This is a genomic window from Campylobacter showae CC57C (genome assembly GCF_000344295.2).
In the GTDB taxonomy this organism is placed as follows: Bacteria; Campylobacterota; Campylobacteria; order Campylobacterales; family Campylobacteraceae; genus Campylobacter_A; species Campylobacter_A showae_B.
The window spans coordinates 1-16,877 of the sequence record NZ_AOTD01000223.1 but is presented as its reverse complement, the minus strand read 5'-3'; the positions used below and the strand labels follow the sequence as shown (position 1 = coordinate 16,877).

The following is a 16,877-nucleotide window of genomic DNA, read 5'->3' as shown; positions in this document are numbered from 1 at the left end:
TCTTATAATTTTAAACAAGTCGAAATTATATTTAAAATGATATTAATTATTATATTTAAACCTAGGTTAAGATGCATTTTTGTATTATTGCGCTCTCATTTCAATAAAAAGGAACGATATGAAAAGAACTTTTTTAAAAGCGCTGTTGGTGCTTTTTGCGGTATTTTCGGCGACCCAAGCGGCGGCCGAAACTAAGGTTATAAAAGACGTCTTGGGTCGCGAAGTAAAGGTAAATTTGCCCGTTAAACGCATAGCTTTGGGCTTTTACTATACCGACTTTTTAGCCGTCGGCGGCACTAAGGCTTTAGATAAAGTCGTGGGCTTTTCAAAAGAGGTTTGGACGGACTGGACGCCTGCTAGTTGGGATCTATATAGCAAGGCGCTACCGCAGCTAAATAAGCTTGCGGACTTCGGCGAGGTAGAGGTCGGTACGTTCTCGGTAGAAAAAGTTATCTCTCTAAAACCCGATTTGCTAATACTCGCATCTTGGCAGTATAACGTGCTAGAGCCTGATTTAAAGCCTTTAGCCGATCTAAATATCCCGATAGTCGTGCTTGATTATAACCGCGAGAAGATTGAGCTTCACGTAAAAAGCACTAAAATTTTAGGCGAAATTTTAGGCGAGGAAAAAAGAGCGGACGAGATCTCTAAACTATACGAAGACACCGTAAAAGAAGTGGGCGACCGCATCGCAAAAGCAAATTTGCCTAAACCTAAAATTTACATAGAATTCGGCCGCGGCGGTCCTGACGACACGGGGATAACCTACGGTAAAGATATGTGGGGTTCGCTGATAGATTTAGCCGGCGGAGATAATATCGCAGCCGATCTAGTCGAGCAGTGGGCGCCCATCAACGCCGAGCAAGTCATAGCCGCAAAACCCGACGTTATAATGATAACAGGTCGCGAAACCGAACTAAAAAAAGAGCCTACCGCGATGGTGATGGGCATAAATATAGATAAAGCCGAAGCGTTAAAAAGACTGGACGGATTTAAAAAACGCGTCGGTTGGTCGGAGCTTCCCGCTATCAAAAATAACCGCTTATACGGCCTATATATGGGTGCATCAAGAACGCTTGCTGATATGGCGATGGTGCAATATATCGCAAAAGCTTTGTATCCGCAGCTATTTAAAGACGTAGATCCGATAAAGACCTACGTTGATTTTCATAAAAAGTACTTGCCTGTCGTTCCCGTCGGAACTATAGCCATCCAAGCGGACGAAAAATGAATAAAATAAGCTCCGAAGAGGTCGTAAAGGCTCATAGAAAGCGCGAATTTAAACGCTTAATCATCATCTTGAGCTTTATAGCCGTGGGTCTTGTCTCGATGGTGTTTGATATCGGTACCGGGCCTGCTATGCTATCGCCAAAAGAAGTCGTAGATACGCTTTTACAGCCGATTTTAGGCGGCGAGCAGGATAAATTTTTATACCACATCGTTTACGATATCAGGCTTCCCGTAGCGCTTATGGCTTTAGTCGTAGGCGCAGCTTTGGGAGCGGGCGGCGCAGAGATACAGACTCTTTTAAACAACCCGATGGCAAGCCCCTATACGCTGGGGCTTGCCGCGGCGGCGGGGTTTGGCGCATCGCTGGTGATGGCGTTTGGTTCGTTTGGACTGCCTCAAATTTACGCCGTGCCTATCGGTGCGTTTATTATGACGATGCTAGCGGCGTCTATACTGTTTTTGTTTTCGATGATGAGGCGATTTGGATCGGCTACTTTGGTTTTAGTCGGTATCGCGCTTTTGTTTTTGTTTCAGTCTATGCTCTCTTTGGTGCAGTTTTTGTCCGCGCCCGAGATTTCGCAGGCGATTTTATTTTGGCTGTTCGGTAGCCTCCAAAAAGCTAAATGGAGTACGCTGGCCGTCGCTACGGTCGTAACGGTCGTATGCATATCGCTACTGATGCTAAATACTTGGGCGCTAACGGCTTTGAAACTGGGCGAAGAACGAGCCAAAAGCATGGGCGTAAATTTATCCGCCCTTAGGATTAAAATTTTGCTTATAGTTTCGGTTATGACGGCTACGGTTATTAGCTTCGTCGGCGTTATAGGCTTTATCGGCCTGGTCGCTCCGCATATCGCTAGAAATTTAGTCGGCGAGGATCAGAGATTTTTCCTACCCACTACTATCTTCGTCGGCGCAGCATTTTTGTCGATAGCTTCGGTACTTTCTAAGGTTATAAATCCGGGCGGACTCTTTCCGGTCGGTATCATCACGGCGTTTGTGGGCGTGCCGTTTTTCTTCTGGATCATCCTTTCAAGGAAAAACGTATGCTAGAGCTTAAGAATTTAACGATATACCGCGGCTCGCTTTGCACGGCAGATGCCGTAAACGCTAGCTTTGAAGAAGGTAAGGTTTACTCCGTACTAGGGCCTAACGGCGCAGGCAAAACTACGCTCATAAGCGCGATTTTCGGCGAGATGGGCTATGAGGGCGAGATTAAATTCGGCGATGAGAGGTTAAATTTCAAAAATCATTTCTCGTGGAAAAAGAAAATCGGCTACATGCCCCAAGATAGCTACGTAGACGCGAGTTTAACGGCTCTTGAGGTCGTTTTGCTAGGACTTATGGATAGTCTCGGGCTTTATCTAAAAGACGAACAAATAAACTCGGCCGTAGAGATAATGAAAAAACTAGGGATTTTGCACCTAGCCGGTCGCGACGTGATGCAGCTCTCGGGCGGCCAGCGCCAGATGGTGATGTTTGCCTCCGTGCTTATCAAAAAGCCTAAAATTTTGCTTTTGGACGAGCCTGTTTCGGCTCTTGATATGCACCATCAATGCGTGCTTTTGGACTGCGTTAGAAAATTTACGCGCGAGCACGGTATAACTACCGTGATGATACTGCACGATTTATCGCTGGCGTCGCAGTTTAGCGACGAGGTGTTGCTACTAAGCGACGGAAAGATAAAAGCCAAAGGCGAAGCTAAAAAAACTATAACTAAAGAGCTAATACAAGAGCTTTATAAAGTAAACGTGGATATTTTTTACGACGATGCCGGCGTACCGGCCGTAGTCGCAAAGTCAGCGTTCGGGGTAGAGTAGCGCGTGAGGATTTTTATCTTAAGTTGCCTTGCTTATGCAAAGGGCAACGAGGACTTGCGAAATTTAAGCCGCGCGTTTAGCGACGGCGGCGCACAGTGTGAGATAGTGCCGTGGCAAAATTTAGATGTCGGTTCGCTAGACGAAGATTCTTTGATTTTACCGCTTGCGACTTGGGATTACAGCCTAGACGCGGCTAAATTTTTATCGTTTTTGGGCGAGCTTGAAAAAAGCGGAGCGAAGATGATAAACGGCGCCGAGATCGTGCGTTGGAATTTATCGAAAAAATACCTCTTAGAACTTGAAGCCTTAGGACTTCCCGCGATCCCTAGCATACTTTTAAACGGCGATGAAAATATAGAAGAGCTAAGGCGAATTTGCCCGGGCGGCGTGATAAAACCGCTCGTCGGACAGAGCGGTAACGGCGTAGCTAAAATCGACGAGATATCAAATTTAAGCGAATATAAAAACGGAGCTTTGCTTCAGCCTTTTATCGAAGAGATCGCCGTTAGCGGCGAAATTTGCTTGATATTTTTAGGCGGCGTTTTTTCTCACGCCGTACGCCGCTCGCCCGCTAGCGACGATTATAGGGCAAACTCGAATTTCGGCGTTAAGATTAGCTCGGTAGAGCCGACTGCAGCCTTTTTAAACGTCGCGCGAGACGTTTTAGCTAGGCTTGCCTTTAATCCCGTCTACGCAAGGATAGATCTAATCGGCGCAAAAGATAAAATTTTAATCAACGAAGTCGAGCTTATCGAGCCTAGTCTTTATTTTAGCTACGGCAAAAACTCTACCGAAAAATTCGTAAAAGTAATCCTAGATAAATTTGTCACGGAAAAGAAAATTTAGAGCCGATCGGCTCTAAATTTGATTATTTTGGGTTTCCTAAGCTAGCTTTGATAAAGCCCAAAACTACGGGATTTGGATTCGTTAGACGGCTAGTGAACTCCGGATGAAACTGCACGCCAACAAACCATGGATGCGAGTTTTTAGCGCCAGCCAAAGGCGAGCTAAGCTCGACGGCCTCGATCAGTCCGTCGCTCTCGCCGCTAACTATCAGGCCGTTTGCTTCAAATTCGGCTCTGTATTTCGGATTTGCCTCGTAGCGGTGGCGATGGCGCTCTTTGACGCATTTAGCGCCGCCGTAAATTTGACTTAGCAGCGAGCCGGGCTTCACGTCGCATGTATACGCGCCAAGCCTCATCGTCCCGCCGACCGGGCTTTGGTGCGTGCGGATCTGCGTCTGGCCGTGCGCGTCGATGAAACTATCGATGAGATAGATGATAGGATTTACGCACTCGGGCTTAAATTCGACCGAATTTGCGTCCTCGAGCTTTAGCACGTTGCGAGCAAACTCGATGAGCGCTAGCTGCATGCCTAGGCAGATGCCAAGATACGGCACGCCGTTTTCGCGGGCGTATTTGATCGCTTCGATCTTGCCGCTCACGCCGCGCTCACCAAATCCTCCGGCAACTAGTACGCCGCCCACGTCTTTTAGTAGTTCATCGACGTTTGAGGGCTCGATTTTCTCGCTATCTATCCACTTTAAATTTACCCTCGCGTCAAGGCTCGCGCCCGCGTGGATGATGCTCTCGGTTAGGCTCTTGTAGCTCTCTTTTAGATCGACGTATTTACCCACGAACGCTATCGTGATCTCTTTCGTAGGCGCGATAATGCGCTTAACCAGGCTGTCCCAGTTGCGCATATCAAGTTTTAGCTCGCCCAAATTTAAAATTTCGGCGATCGGGGTCAAAATATCTTGGTTATAAAACGCAAGCGGCACCTGATAGATGCTGGCTGAATCTATACTCTCGATGACGCAGTTGCGCTCTACGCCGCAGCTGGCGGCTATTTTATCTTTTAACTCGCGATTTAGCGGCTGCTCGGCGCGGCAGATGATCATATCGGGGCTGATACCGATACGGCGCAGCTCACCGACGCTGTGCTGGGTTGGTTTGGTTTTTAGCTCGCCAGCGACTTTTATAAACGGAACGAGAGTTAGGTGGATATTCATCGCGCGCTTGCGACCGACCTCGATGCGAAGGGCGCGGATAGCCTCCAAAAACGGCAATCCCTCGATGTCGCCTACCGTACCGCCGATTTCAACGATCAGTATGTCGCGACCCTCGCCCGCCTTTTTGATGCGGTCCACGATCTCGCCCACGATGTGCGGGATGACTTGGATCGTTTTGCCTAGATAGTCGCCTCTGCGCTCTTTTTCGATGACGGAGCTATAAACGCGGCCGGTCGTGAAGTTGTTATCCTGGCTTAGGCTCTCGTCTAAAAATCTCTCGTAGTGCCCTAGATCCAGATCCGTCTCCGCGCCGTCGTCGGTGACGAAAACCTCGCCGTGCTCGAGCGGGCTCATAGTGCCGGGATCCACGTTGATGTAAGGATCAGCCTTTAGCATGCTTACTTTTAAGCCCGTGTTTTTAAGAAGCGTGGCGATAGAAGCCGCCGCGATGCCCTTACCTAGCGAACTTAGCACGCCGCCCGTTATAAAAATATACTTTGTTTCATTTAGATTTTTTTGCATATCGCGCCTTTTAAATTTTTAGCGAGATTATACCTTATTTAAAATTTATAAACGCTTGAGAGCATAAATAATTTTATAAAATCAAAACTTTAAAATTATATTTTAAGTTAAATTTCTGTAGTATGTTAAGTTATGATTAAAAAATATATTAAAAATATCTCGTCTTTGTATATAGACGGCTTTAGGAACATGAAGCTCGGAAAGAGCCTGTGGTTCGTGATAGCTATCAAGCTGCTTATAATGTTCGGAATTTTAAAAGTATTTATCTTTGATGAAAGTTTAAATTCAAAATTTGAGAGCGACGAGGCCAAAGCGGACTTCGTCATCTCAAATTTGACAAAGGAATAAAATGTCTGAAATCGCTTCGGTCGATTGGTCGCGCGCGCAGTTTGCGCTCACCGCCATATACCACTTTTTGTTTGTTCCGCTCACGCTGGGACTTAGTTTTATCATCGCCATTATGGAGAGTATTTACGTCAAAACCGGCAGCGAGCAGTGGCTAAAAATCACCAAATTTTGGCTCAAACTCTTCGGTATAAACTTCGCTATCGGCGTAGCTACCGGTATCATAATGGAATTTGAGTTCGGCACCAACTGGGCGAACTACAGCTGGTTTGTCGGCGACATCTTCGGCGCGCCGCTAGCTATCGAGGGCTTGCTCGCATTTTTTATGGAGGCGACATTCTTTGCCGTTATGTTTTTTGGCTGGGATAAGGTTAGCAAGAAATTTCACCTCATCTCGACCTGGCTCGTGGCTATCGGTTCAAATTTGAGCGCGCTTTGGATTCTTATCGCAAACGGCTGGATGCAGTATCCGGTGGGTATGAAATTTAACCCTGCGACGGCTAGAATGGAAATGGAGAATTTCTTCGAGGTGGCACTTAGCCCGGTAGGTATCATCAAATTTTTACACACCGTAACTAGCGGCTACGTCGCTAGCGCGCTTTTCGTGATAGGAATTTCAGCGTGGTTTATCCTAAAAGGACGCCACCTAGTCATGGCTAAAAAATCCATCGTCGTAGCGGCAAGCTTCGGGCTTGCGACGTCGCTATTTTTGATGTTTAGCGGCGACGAGAGCGCATATCAGGTCGCTCGTACTCAGCCGATGAAACTAGCCGCGATGGAAGGCCTTTATAAAGGCGAACAAAACGCCGGCCTAGTCGCGATGGGCGTGCTAGATCCGTCTAAAAAACATGGCGACGGCAAGGACGCGTTTTTACTCGAACTAAAAGTGCCTTACGCGCTTGGAATCATGGCTACTAGAAAATTTGATAGCTTTACTCCGGGAATCGAGGATTTAGTCTACGGCAACGAAGCGCAAAATATAGAGAGCGTCGCAAGCAAGATGGCTAAAGGCTCGCTAGCCGTTAGCGCGCTAGCTAGCTACAACGCCGCTAAAAAATCGGGAGATAAAGCCGCGATGGAGCAAGCCGAGCAAACCCTAGCTCAAAATATGAAATTTCTAGGCTACGGATACCTAAAATCCCCGGAAAGCGCCGTGCCGCCGGTCGGCATTACGTTTTATAGCTTTCACTTGATGGTGGCTCTTGGTACTTACTTTTTGGCTTTATTTTTGGTCGTTACGTATCTTACGATGGCAAACGATATCGAAAATTTCAAAAAGCTGCTGTGGGCGTGCGTATTTAGTATCCCGCTAGGGCTAGTGGCGATCGAGGCGGGCTGGATAGTAGCCGAAGTCGGGCGTCAGCCGTGGGTCGTGCAAGACCTCATGACCGTGGGCGTGGGAGCGACGAATTTAGCCGATACCAACGTCAAAATTTCGTTCTGGCTATTTGCCGTTTTATTTACGGCGCTTTTGATAGCCGAGATAAAAATCATGCTAAAACAGATAAAAATAGGATTTGAAAACCATGCTTAGTTTAGAATTTTTACAAATTTACTGGTGGTGCGTAGTTAGCTTGCTAGGCGGTTTGCTAGTGTTTATGATGTTCGTTCAGGGCGGGCAGACGCTACTTTTCGGACTTTGCAAAAACGAGCTTCAAAAGGACATGGTGATAAATTCTATCGGGCGTAAATGGGAGCTTACTTTTACCACGCTCGTAATGTTCGGCGGCGCGTGCTTTGCGGCGTTTCCGCTGTTTTACGCGACGAGCTTCGGCGGCGCGTACTGGGTGTGGCTGGCGATTTTGTTTTGCTTTATCCTCCAAGCCGTGAGCTACGAATACCGCAAAAAACCGGACAACTTCCTAGGCCAAAAAACCTATGAAATTTTCCTTTTCATAAACGGCTCTTTAGGCGTTATTTTAATCGGCATGGCCGTTAGCACGTTTTTTTCTGGCAGCGACTTTTTACTAAACGAGCACAACTTCGTACAGTGGCAGACGCCGTTTCGCGGACTTGAAGCGCTGGGCAATATCATGCTATATCCGCTAGGCATCGCGATGTTTTTCCTAGCTCGTGTGGGCGGAGCGCTCTACCTTATAAACAACATCGACGATGCAGAGCTAAGGGCTAACGCCAGAAAAGCGGCGCTAAAAAATACTATTTTATTTTTGCCGTTCTTTTTGATATTCATCGCTTGGGTGTTTACGAAAACTGGCTTTGCCTACGACGAGAGCGGCGTAGTAAGCTTAGTTGGCTTTAAATACGCTCTAAATTTACTCCAGATGCCGCTTGTTGCAGCTATGATAGTTATAGGCGTCGGACTCGTGCTTTTTGGTATATTTAAGGGCGCGTTTACGACCAGCATCTACGGCGTAGTACCTTACGGCGTGGGCGTAGTGCTAACGGTTACGGGACTATTTTTGATAGCAGGCCTTGCGGATACGGCGTTTTATCCGTCGTTTTCAAATTTACAAAGCTCACTCACGATCAAAAACGCAAGCTCCAGCCACTACACGCTAAACGTCATGGCATACGTGAGCCTGCTAGTGCCGTTTGTTTTGGGCTATATTTTCGTCGTTTGGCGCGCGATGGATAGCAAAAAGATCACGGCCGACGAGATCAAGCACGATCATCACGCATATTAAGGATAAAAATGATAGAAGCGATAGTTTTTCTTTTTCTTTGGGTTTTGGCGCTTTTTGGCGGATATAAATTCGTCCATTTTAACATCAAACACGTCGAGAAAAACGACGACAAATACTTTGGAAATTTGCGCGAATAAGCGCTGATCCGCAAATCTCGTTCTACTTAAATTTTAGCTTTTATCGCTATAATGAGGCTAAAATTTTAAGGAGAACGAGATGTTTGACTTCACTTTTCACAACCCCACAAAAATACAATTTGGTAGAGGCAAAGAGCAAAATATCGGGCTTTATATGCGCGAATTTGACGCTAAAAGAACCCTACTGATCTACGGCAGCGAACGCATCAAAAAAGACGGACTCTTCGATACGGTCGCAGCGAGCCTAAAAGAAAACGGCATCGAGTTTATAGAGCTTGGCGGCGTGGTTAGTAACCCAGTGCTAAACAAAGTTTACGAAGGCATCAAGCTAGCTAGGAAATTTAACGCCGACAGCGTGCTAAGCGTAGGCGGAGGCTCCTGTCTAGATAGCGCCAAAGCCATCGCCGCGGGCACACTACACGAGGGCGACGTGTGGGATTTTTTCACGGGTAAAAACCCAAGCCGCGCGCTCAAAATTTTTGACATCATAACTCTTGCGGCGACGGGCAGCGAGATGAACTCGGGTGCGGTCGTGACAAACGAAGCTACAAAACAAAAATTCGCCATCCACGGCGACGTGCTATATCCGCTAGTCTCGGTCGTAAACCCGCAGCTGCAAGCAAGCGTTAGCCGCGAGTACCTAGTCTACTCCGCCGCCGATATCATCGCGCACAGCATCGAGGGATACTTCACGGCTAAAGTGCAACCTGACATCATCAATCTCTACATCGAAGCCAACATCAAAACCGTGATGAAAACGACTGAAATTTTACTAGCTGACCCCGATAACTACGATGCTAGAGCCGAGTTTGCCTGGGCGGCGACGATGGCGCTAAACGGCCTAACATACGTCGGCACGCACGGCTACTCCTACCCCAACCACATGCTCGAGCACGCCATGAGCGCGGTCGTAAACTGCGCGCACGGAGCGGGCCTAGCAGTCATAATGCCTGCGTGGATGAAGTGGTATAAGAGCCGAAATTTGGGCGCATTCGAGCGTTTTGCAAGGGAAATTTTCGGCGTAAACTCAGCCGACGAAGGCATCGCCGCATTTAAAACGTGGCTTAGCAAAATCGGAGCTCCGGTTAGCCTAAAAGCCGTCGGCATAGAGGGCGAGACGCTAGAGGAAGTCGTAAATTTAGCCTATGACTACGCGGTAAACTGGCGCAAAGACAAGCTCTACACGAAAGAAAATATCAAAGCGATTTTTGAGCTAGCGAAGTAAATTTGAGTAAATTTGCGGCTAAATTCGGCGCTAACAAGATACGAAAATGCACCGGTTTAAATTTAACCGCCGCGAGATAAATTGAGAAATTTCGGTGCTTTGGCAAAGCGGAGTCGGTTTTAGGTTTCAAATTTCGCGCTTTAAATTTGCTCCGAGTTTTTCCGGGTTGCGAATTTAAACGCAAAAGTACGAGATACGCGCGCGGCGGGTAAATTTTCGGTATGACGAAAACGGCAACGCAAAATACCGCACGAATCATAAATTTAAGCGCGCAAGATAAACAAAACGCGGCCGGGCGAGCAAAATTTACTTTGCAATCGGCAAACTTACCCGCCCGCCGTAGCAAAATAGAGCAGGGCGCGCCTAAACCCTACTCTGCGCCTAAATTTAAACTAAGGCTTTTTGATGATAAATCTAAGCGTCGGACCGTCTTGCTCGATTTTAAGCACTTCAAAGCCCCTGTTTCTCGCGTCGTAAGGGATCGAGTTTATCGCCTGCGGGCAGTCGCAAAGTACTTCTAGCACCTCGCCGCTTTTCATTTTCGGTAGGATTTCTAGCGTCGCGACGGCGGGCATGGGGCAAGCCTCGCCCAGGATATCGAGCGTATAGCTTATTTCAAAATCGTCTTCATGCATCTTAGTAGCCTCCTTTGGCAAAGAAATTTCGTTTGTAGATAAACACCAGCAGCAGCGCCGAAACAAATAAACACAAATTTACCGCTAAGCCGCCCAGCGGACCGAATACCTCTAAAAGCTGGATTTTGGGGCCGTCTTTGATCCATGCCGGGATGAGATCGTAGCTAAGGGCTAACACCATGGTTCCTACGACGTTTGCGACGCCAACGATCATAAAGTGTAGCTGCCCTTCGGTGGCTCTATACGTCCAGCCGCACTCGCAGCCGCCCGCAAATACGATGCCGAAACCGAACAAAAACGCTCCGATCGCAACCGCCGGCGAGAAATTCGTAACCTTGCCGACGTAGCCGTTTAGCATCAGCACGAAAACGATGAGCGTGGCGATTATCATGCCGTAAAAAGCGCCCTTCGTCGCAACGTCCCTGCCGAATAAAAACAGGTCGCGAAAGCACGAAGTAAAGCAAATTTGACCCTTTGAGATAATAAAACCAAAAACCAGCCCGAAAAGCAGTCCAAGCGGCAGGATGCTAGCTTTGACTTTTAGATCGAGCGCCGGCGACTGCATCAAAAGATACGCAAACCAGATAATCGCTAAAATCGCGATAATCACGCCGACGGCGAAATTTCGGTCGGCACGGCCTTTGTCGTGCGTCGTGCCTTTGCCTTTTGAGCCGAAGTTTTTAAGTTCGGTTTTAGGCATAAAGATAGGCAGCTTGCCGACCTTGACGGCGACGTAGATGCCAAGCACCATAAATACCGCAAAAAGCCACGTATGCAGCGAAAAATACGGCAGTCCGGTGAAAAAATCAAGCAGGTTGCAGCCAAAGGCCAGACGCGCGCCAAAATGCCGAAAGCACTCCGCCGACGATAGCTTGAAAAACGCGAATTTTGCTTGCGGGTAGGCGAAATTTGACTTTATTTGCCATAAATGCCGCGATCGTAGCGCCCACAAACATGCCTATTAGCATAAGCCCCTCAAAGCGCGTGAGCGGGTTGCCGTCAAGATTCGTGATCTTGTAGTAGGAGTAGCCGCTAAGATCCATCCCGAAAAGCTCCAAAAACTCGCCGCCCCAGCGCGTCATCTCGCCGGTCACCGCCCATCCGCCGCCAAAAATCCCAAAATACACGGTCGCAACGATGGCTAGGATAATCATCGCCTGCCCGACGTTCCAGAAATTCGTTAGATATTTTGTTCTAAATTCTTTAAACATAAATTTTCTTTGTATTAATTTCCTCGCCCCGCGAGACTAAAATTTGAGATTAAACGCGTATCTATGAGGTAGTCATCTAGGTATCCTAAAACGTGGTCGTCAAACTTGACGCTAAAAAATAAGAATTGTAGCTAAGATATTATTAAATAAAATTAAAATTTAGCTAGATTAATTTGCGATATTTTTCTCTAAAATATAAAATCTATAATCATCTTTTTTGTTTTCATTGAGATCTTTTACCGCAACTTTCGGCCGGCATTTGCCGCCGGATTTTGCTTTTTCGAGAATATTTTAAGCGGTTCTCTTTAGTTGCCACCGCTTTGCCTGTATTTAGACCAAAGAGAACCTAGCGTTTTGACTAAAATATCCTTAGATATAAAGTCTTACGCCTCCAAAATCGCTCCATTGCTAGCGTTTGTGACCAGTTTGCGATACATTCGCAGCCAGCGGTACGGCAGCGGTTTTTCGATCGGCTTAAATTTAGCCCTGCGCTCAGAGATCTCGGCTTCGCTTAAGCGCACGCTGATCGCATACGTATCCACGTCGATATCGATGATGTCGCCGTCTTGCAGCAGTCCGATCATGCCGCCCTCGGCGGCCTCCGGGCTCACATGTCCGACGCTTAGCCCTCTCGTAGCACCGCTAAAACGTCCGTCCGTGATTAGCGCCACGTCCGCGCCCAGTCCGCGCCCCATGATTAGGCTCGTTGGGCTTAGCATCTCCTGCATGCCCGGGCCTCCGCGCGGCCCTTCGTAGCGGATAACGACCACGTCGCCTTTGCCGACTTTGCCATTTGAGATGCCCTCTATCGCCTCGTCTTGGCTATTAAAGCAAACTGCCTTGCCGCTAAATTTACGCTCGCCGATGATGCCCGCGGTTTTTATGACGCAGCCTTGCTCGGCTAAATTTCCAAACAAAATCGCCAGTCCGCCCACGTCCGAATAGGCGTTTTCGACCTTGTGGATGACCTCTTCGTCTTTTATGATGCTAGCACCCACGCGCTCGCCTAGGCTCTCGCCCGTGACGGTCGGCGCGCCTAAGTCCAGCAGGCCGTTGTCGCGGCGCGAAATCTCGTTTATCACGGCGCTTAGGCCGCCCGCGCGGTCGATGTCCTCCATGTGGATATTTGGCAAGCTCGGGCTGATTTTAGCGATGTGAGCGATCTTGCGGCTGATTTCGTTGAGCCCCGCGATCTGTAAATTTACCCCCGCTTCGCGCGCGATAGCTAGGATATGCAGCACGGTGTTGCTGCTGCCGCCCATCGCCATGTCGACGACTAGGGCGTTTTGGATCGATTTTTCGTTCACAATGTTGCGGATTTTGTATTTTTCATCGAGCGCAATCTCGCAGATACGACGTCCAGCCTTGCGGATAAGCTCCTCGCGCTCTGGCGTAAGTGCTGGCACGGTGCCGTTGCCTTTTAGCGCGATTCCCATCGCTTCGCATAGCGTATTCATCGAGTTTGCCGTAAACATCCCCGAGCAGCTGCCCCCGCTCGGACAGGCGGCGCACTCAATCTCTTTTAGCTCCTCGGCGCTGATCTCTTTGGTTTCAAATTTACCCACCGCCTCAAACGCAGTCGCAAGGTCGATCGGCTCGCCTTTTTTGGTATAGCCCTTTTTCATCGGGCCGCCGCTAACGAAAACCGTCGGCACGTTCACGCGAAGCGCGCCCATTACCATGCCGGGCACGATTTTATCGCAGTTTGGCATACACACAAGAGCGTCCAGGGCGTGCGCGTTCATCACCGTTTCTATGGAGTTTGCGATGAGCTCGCGGCTAGGCAGGCTATAGAGCATCCCGGCGTGTCCCATCGCGATGCCGTCGTCCACGCCGATGCAGTTAAACTCAAACGGCACGCAGCCGTTTTTGCGGATCTCGTCTTTTAAAATTTCGGAGTATTTGTTGAGAAAAAAGTGCCCCGGGATGATCTCGATAAAGCTGTTTGCCACGCCGATAAAGGGCTTTTCAAAGTCCTCGTCCTTTAGTCCTGTCGCTCTTAGCAAGCTTCTGTGCGGCGCGCGCGTATAGCCTTTTTTGATGATGTCGCTTCTCAAATTTGATCCTTTTAGTGGAATTTGGGCGATTTTATCAATTATTTAATTACATAAGCATAAAAATTTAAAAGAGTATGCACAGCACGGCAATCATACGTGCAAAATCTAAAATTTACGTTTTATCGTGAGAAAATTTGAACCCGAAAGCTCAAATTTAAGCGCAAAGCGGAGCTTGCCTCGCGCTTATAAAATGGCTAGAGCGGTTTTGGCCGCATCTAGCCTAGCGAAGATAAAATCAATCCGCTACTTTCATCGCGCCGCCCGCGCCCAAACCGCCTTTTACGGTTTGCATTTTGTAGTTTCTGACGGCGTCGATTAGGTTATTCATCGAGTCGGTGAAGGCCGCTACGATGACTTTGCCCTCAGGAGTGTTAGCATATGCACCGAGAGATCCGCCTGCTCTACCGCCGAACAGTCCGCCAAGTCCTGCAAAATCAGTATTTCTAGCGCTTCCCTCAGCTGCCGCTAACTGTACGCCAGAGCGGTTTTCGATAAGAGTCAGCATCGTACTGGCATCACTCGTGCTAAATCCACCGGCTACCGCGCCGGCTACGCCGCCAAAAAATGCGCCGACTACGCCACCGATACCGCTAGTATCGCTTGCGCTAAAAGTTATCGAAGGCGTTAAAGTGTAGTCTGCGGCAACCATCTGCCTTTTTTAAAAATTTGAATTTTTTCTAAGTTCGCCCGACTGCATCAAGGCACGCTCTTCCATCATTTGGTTAAATGCCTTACCGCGCTCGACGACGACAAAGCAGTTTGATTGTTGCGCTAAAAGCCTAAGAACCGGAACGGTAGAAGGAAGCCTATAATCTCTTGTAAGTACGGTATACCAGTCAGAATCTCTATCTTCGTAAATCACCACGGTGCCTAAAGATTGAGAACATTTTTGAAGTTGAGCATTTGCGTTTTGAGAATTTGAACCGCCCGCAGAGCCCGTAGCAGTCGTTTTGGCGCTGCTTGAGCCCATATTCATCGACGACATACAACCCGTCAAAAGAAAAGGCAAAGCCAAAGCCGCAATCTTCGACGCGCCAAAAAACGATTTTATCATTATTTACTCCTTGAAAAAATTTCGAGAAATTGTATTATATTTGCGCTAAAAATTTACTTTACTTTAAATTTTATATTATAAAATGATTAAAAATTAACTAGAAAGGATTTTTCATGAAGAAGTTTGCTTTAATAGGTCTTATCGTTGCTCTTTTTATAAACTTTGCAGACGCTTACGACAGATATTCAAACGAATCTTTAATTATCGTACCAAACGGAAAAGCTTATAATAAAAAACGCTGCAAAGATGGATATTGCAACGATATACTTTCAAATTCCGACGTTATTTTGATGCTAGACGACCGTTACGACGATGGATACAGAAGAAACTATAAAAGAAAAGATTACCGTAGGGAACTCACTGATCAATACATGAGACAAAACGGTATCGGCAGATATGACGGATACGATGATGGAGATAGTGGTTATAATAGAGGTTATAATGACGGATACGATGATGGATATAACGACCGAGACGACGAATATTATAATAACAAACCGAGACTAGGCATCCGCGTTAGATAAATTTGACGCCCGTTAGTCGCCAGTCGCCAAATTTGATCGGCGGCGAAATTTGATTTACAAAAAGGAAAATAATGCTAACCAACCCCGTCGTAATCAGTATCCTCGTGATGACTGTGCTTTGTTTGCTAAGGTTTAACATCCTGCTTTCCATCCTCGTCTCCGCCCTAGTCGCGGGACTTATCTATCACGGCGGATTTGCCGGCGTAGGAGCCTTTTTCGACGCGCTAACGGCCACCACCTCTACGCTGATAACGGGTATGAAGGGCAACCTAGAAACCTCGCTCAGCTACATCCTGCTAGGCGCTCTCGCAGCCGCGATAGCAAACACGAACCTAACCGCGATCCTCATAAACGCCGTTAGCAAGGCTCTAGCAAAAACCAGTACCTATTTCGCGCTTATCATCGCCGCAATCGCGTGCTTGTCGCAAAATTTGATTCCCGTGCATATCGCTTTCATCCCGATTCTCATTCCTCCGCTTTTGCCGCTGATGAACCGCCTAGGCATCGACCGCCGAGCCGTGGCGTGCGCGCTAACTTTTGGACTAAAGGCGCCGTACGTTAGCCTTAGCGTCGGTTTTGGCCTTATCTTTCACGGTATCATACAAAAAGAGCTCGCAAACAACGGCGTAACGGTACAGATGAGCCAGATCTCAAGCGTGATGTGGATAGGTGGAGCCTCGATGCTAGTCGGACTCTTTTTGGCGATTTTCGTCTTTTACCGCAAAAGACGCGACTACGCGCACACCAAATTTGAAACGAGCGAAGAGCAAGAGGCACAGATGGCCGCAAACCTAAAAATGACGAAAAAAGAGTGGGCGGTGCTTGGCGGCGCGGTTGCGGCGTTTGGAGTGCAAATTTATACCGAGAGTATGCCCCTTGGCGCGCTTTTAGGACTACTAGTTATGGTGGTTTTTGGCGGTATCGAGTACCGAAAAATCGACAAAATCATGGACAGCGGCCTAGCGATGATGGGCTTTATCGCATTTATCATGCTCGTTGCCGCAGGCTTTGGCTCGGTCTTGCGCGAGAGCGGCGGTATCGAGCAGCTAGTGAGCTTTGCTAGCGCGGTCGCCGGAGGCAAAATAGGCGGCGCGATACTGATGCTAGCTATCGGTCTGCTCGTTACTATGGGTATCGGCACGAGCTTTGGCACGATACCGATCATCGCGGCGATCTACGTACCGTTTTCGCTTTCGCTCGGATTTTCTCCGGCGGCGATCATCTTGTTAGTTGGTATAGCGGCGGCTCTGGGCGATGCGGGCAGTCCCGCTAGCGACAGCACGCTAGGGCCTACGAGCGGTCTAAACGCCGACGGCCAGCACAATCACATATATGATACGTGCGTGCCGACGTTTATATTCTTTAATATACCGCTTCTAATTGGCGGCGTTATCGGAGCGATGATTTTGTAAATTTAGTGGCTTGCCTCGTGAGCGTCTTTAACGGAGCTAGTAAAAATTT

The 16,877-nt window shown here is 48.0% G+C and carries 14 protein-coding genes and 2 pseudogenes; 11 read left to right on the top strand and 5 right to left on the bottom strand.

Translation table 11 applies throughout. From position 1 onward, the window contains the following. The first annotated feature begins 118 nt into the window (after window positions 1–118). From H740_RS08820 to H740_RS08805, 4 genes are read left to right on the top strand one after another with little or no spacing between them, the layout of a single operon-like run. Window positions 119–1,231: an ABC transporter substrate-binding protein gene (locus H740_RS08820; RefSeq protein ID WP_004323074.1), complete on the top strand. Its 1,113-nt coding sequence runs from the start codon at window positions 119–121 to the stop codon at window positions 1,229–1,231. Continuing rightward, complete coding sequence (locus tag H740_RS08815; RefSeq protein ID WP_004321669.1) at window positions 1,228–2,283, top strand: FecCD family ABC transporter permease; 1,056 nt, start codon at window positions 1,228–1,230, stop codon at window positions 2,281–2,283. Before H740_RS08820 ends, H740_RS08815 begins: the two co-directional genes overlap by 4 nt. Beyond that, the gene (locus H740_RS08810) at window positions 2,277–3,050 is read left to right on the top strand and encodes an ABC transporter ATP-binding protein (protein WP_004323072.1); all 774 of its coding nucleotides are present in this window, start codon (window positions 2,277–2,279) and stop codon (window positions 3,048–3,050) included. Before H740_RS08815 ends, H740_RS08810 begins: the two co-directional genes overlap by 7 nt. 3 nt (window positions 3,051–3,053) lie before the next feature. After that, the gene (locus H740_RS08805; protein ID WP_004323070.1) at window positions 3,054–3,896 is read left to right on the top strand and encodes an ATP-grasp domain-containing protein; all 843 of its coding nucleotides are present in this window, start codon (window positions 3,054–3,056) and stop codon (window positions 3,894–3,896) included. Window positions 3,897–3,918: 22 nt separating this feature from the next. Here H740_RS08805 and H740_RS08800 read toward each other — a convergent pair whose 3' ends face one another. After that, window positions 3,919–5,583 (bottom strand): CTP synthase, encoded by a 1,665-nt coding sequence (locus tag H740_RS08800; protein ID WP_004323067.1) that lies wholly within the window; start codon window positions 5,581–5,583, stop codon window positions 3,919–3,921. 132 nt (window positions 5,584–5,715) lie between these two features. Between H740_RS08800 and H740_RS08795 the strand changes: the two genes are divergently transcribed. The 5 genes from H740_RS08795 (at window position 5,716) to H740_RS08780 (ending at window position 9,935) form a co-directional block, all read left to right on the top strand. Continuing rightward, window positions 5,716–5,931 (top strand): DUF4492 domain-containing protein, encoded by a 216-nt coding sequence (locus tag H740_RS08795; RefSeq protein ID WP_034957811.1) that lies wholly within the window; start codon window positions 5,716–5,718, stop codon window positions 5,929–5,931. 1 nt (window position 5,932) lies between these two features. Beyond that, the gene (locus H740_RS08790; RefSeq protein WP_004323065.1) at window positions 5,933–7,462 is read left to right on the top strand and encodes a cytochrome ubiquinol oxidase subunit I; all 1,530 of its coding nucleotides are present in this window, start codon (window positions 5,933–5,935) and stop codon (window positions 7,460–7,462) included. Then, window positions 7,455–8,573, top strand: a complete 1,119-nt coding sequence (locus H740_RS08785) for a cytochrome d ubiquinol oxidase subunit II (RefSeq protein ID WP_004323063.1) — start codon at window positions 7,455–7,457, stop codon at window positions 8,571–8,573. The genes H740_RS08790 and H740_RS08785 overlap by 8 nt, the downstream gene beginning before the upstream one ends. A gap of 8 nt (window positions 8,574–8,581) precedes the next feature. Continuing rightward, the gene (locus H740_RS12465) at window positions 8,582–8,710 is read left to right on the top strand and encodes a hypothetical protein (protein WP_002943393.1); all 129 of its coding nucleotides are present in this window, start codon (window positions 8,582–8,584) and stop codon (window positions 8,708–8,710) included. Between the two features lie 79 nt (window positions 8,711–8,789). Next, window positions 8,790–9,935, top strand: coding sequence for an iron-containing alcohol dehydrogenase (locus H740_RS08780; protein WP_004323062.1), 1,146 nt, complete (start codon window positions 8,790–8,792; stop codon window positions 9,933–9,935). A gap of 392 nt (window positions 9,936–10,327) precedes the next feature. On the opposite strand, the gene yedF is transcribed toward H740_RS08780, so the two are convergent. From yedF to H740_RS12535, 4 genes and pseudogenes are all read right to left on the bottom strand, one after another. Continuing rightward, window positions 10,328–10,570 (bottom strand): sulfurtransferase-like selenium metabolism protein YedF, encoded by a 243-nt coding sequence (gene yedF, locus H740_RS08770; protein WP_004323059.1) that lies wholly within the window; start codon window positions 10,568–10,570, stop codon window positions 10,328–10,330. Window position 10,571: 1 nt separating this feature from the next. Continuing rightward, window positions 10,572–11,781, bottom strand: a pseudogene (gene yedE, locus H740_RS11560) (selenium metabolism membrane protein YedE/FdhT). 383 nt (window positions 11,782–12,164) lie between these two features. Beyond that, complete coding sequence (ilvD, locus tag H740_RS08755; RefSeq protein ID WP_004323058.1) at window positions 12,165–13,838, bottom strand: dihydroxy-acid dehydratase; 1,674 nt, start codon at window positions 13,836–13,838, stop codon at window positions 12,165–12,167. A gap of 235 nt (window positions 13,839–14,073) precedes the next feature. Beyond that, a pseudogene (locus H740_RS12535) lies at window positions 14,074–14,892 on the bottom strand (CsgG/HfaB family protein). A 290-nt stretch (window positions 14,893–15,182) separates the two neighbouring features. On the opposite strand from H740_RS12535, the gene H740_RS12230 reads away from it, so the two are divergent. Together H740_RS12230 and H740_RS08740 are read left to right on the top strand one after the other, a co-directional pair. Next, window positions 15,183–15,416 (top strand): hypothetical protein, encoded by a 234-nt coding sequence (locus tag H740_RS12230; protein WP_231679336.1) that lies wholly within the window; start codon window positions 15,183–15,185, stop codon window positions 15,414–15,416. Window positions 15,417–15,487: 71 nt separating this feature from the next. After that, window positions 15,488–16,828, top strand: a complete 1,341-nt coding sequence (locus H740_RS08740; RefSeq protein ID WP_004323055.1) for a Na+/H+ antiporter family protein — start codon at window positions 15,488–15,490, stop codon at window positions 16,826–16,828. Window positions 16,829–16,877 lie beyond the last annotated feature (49 nt).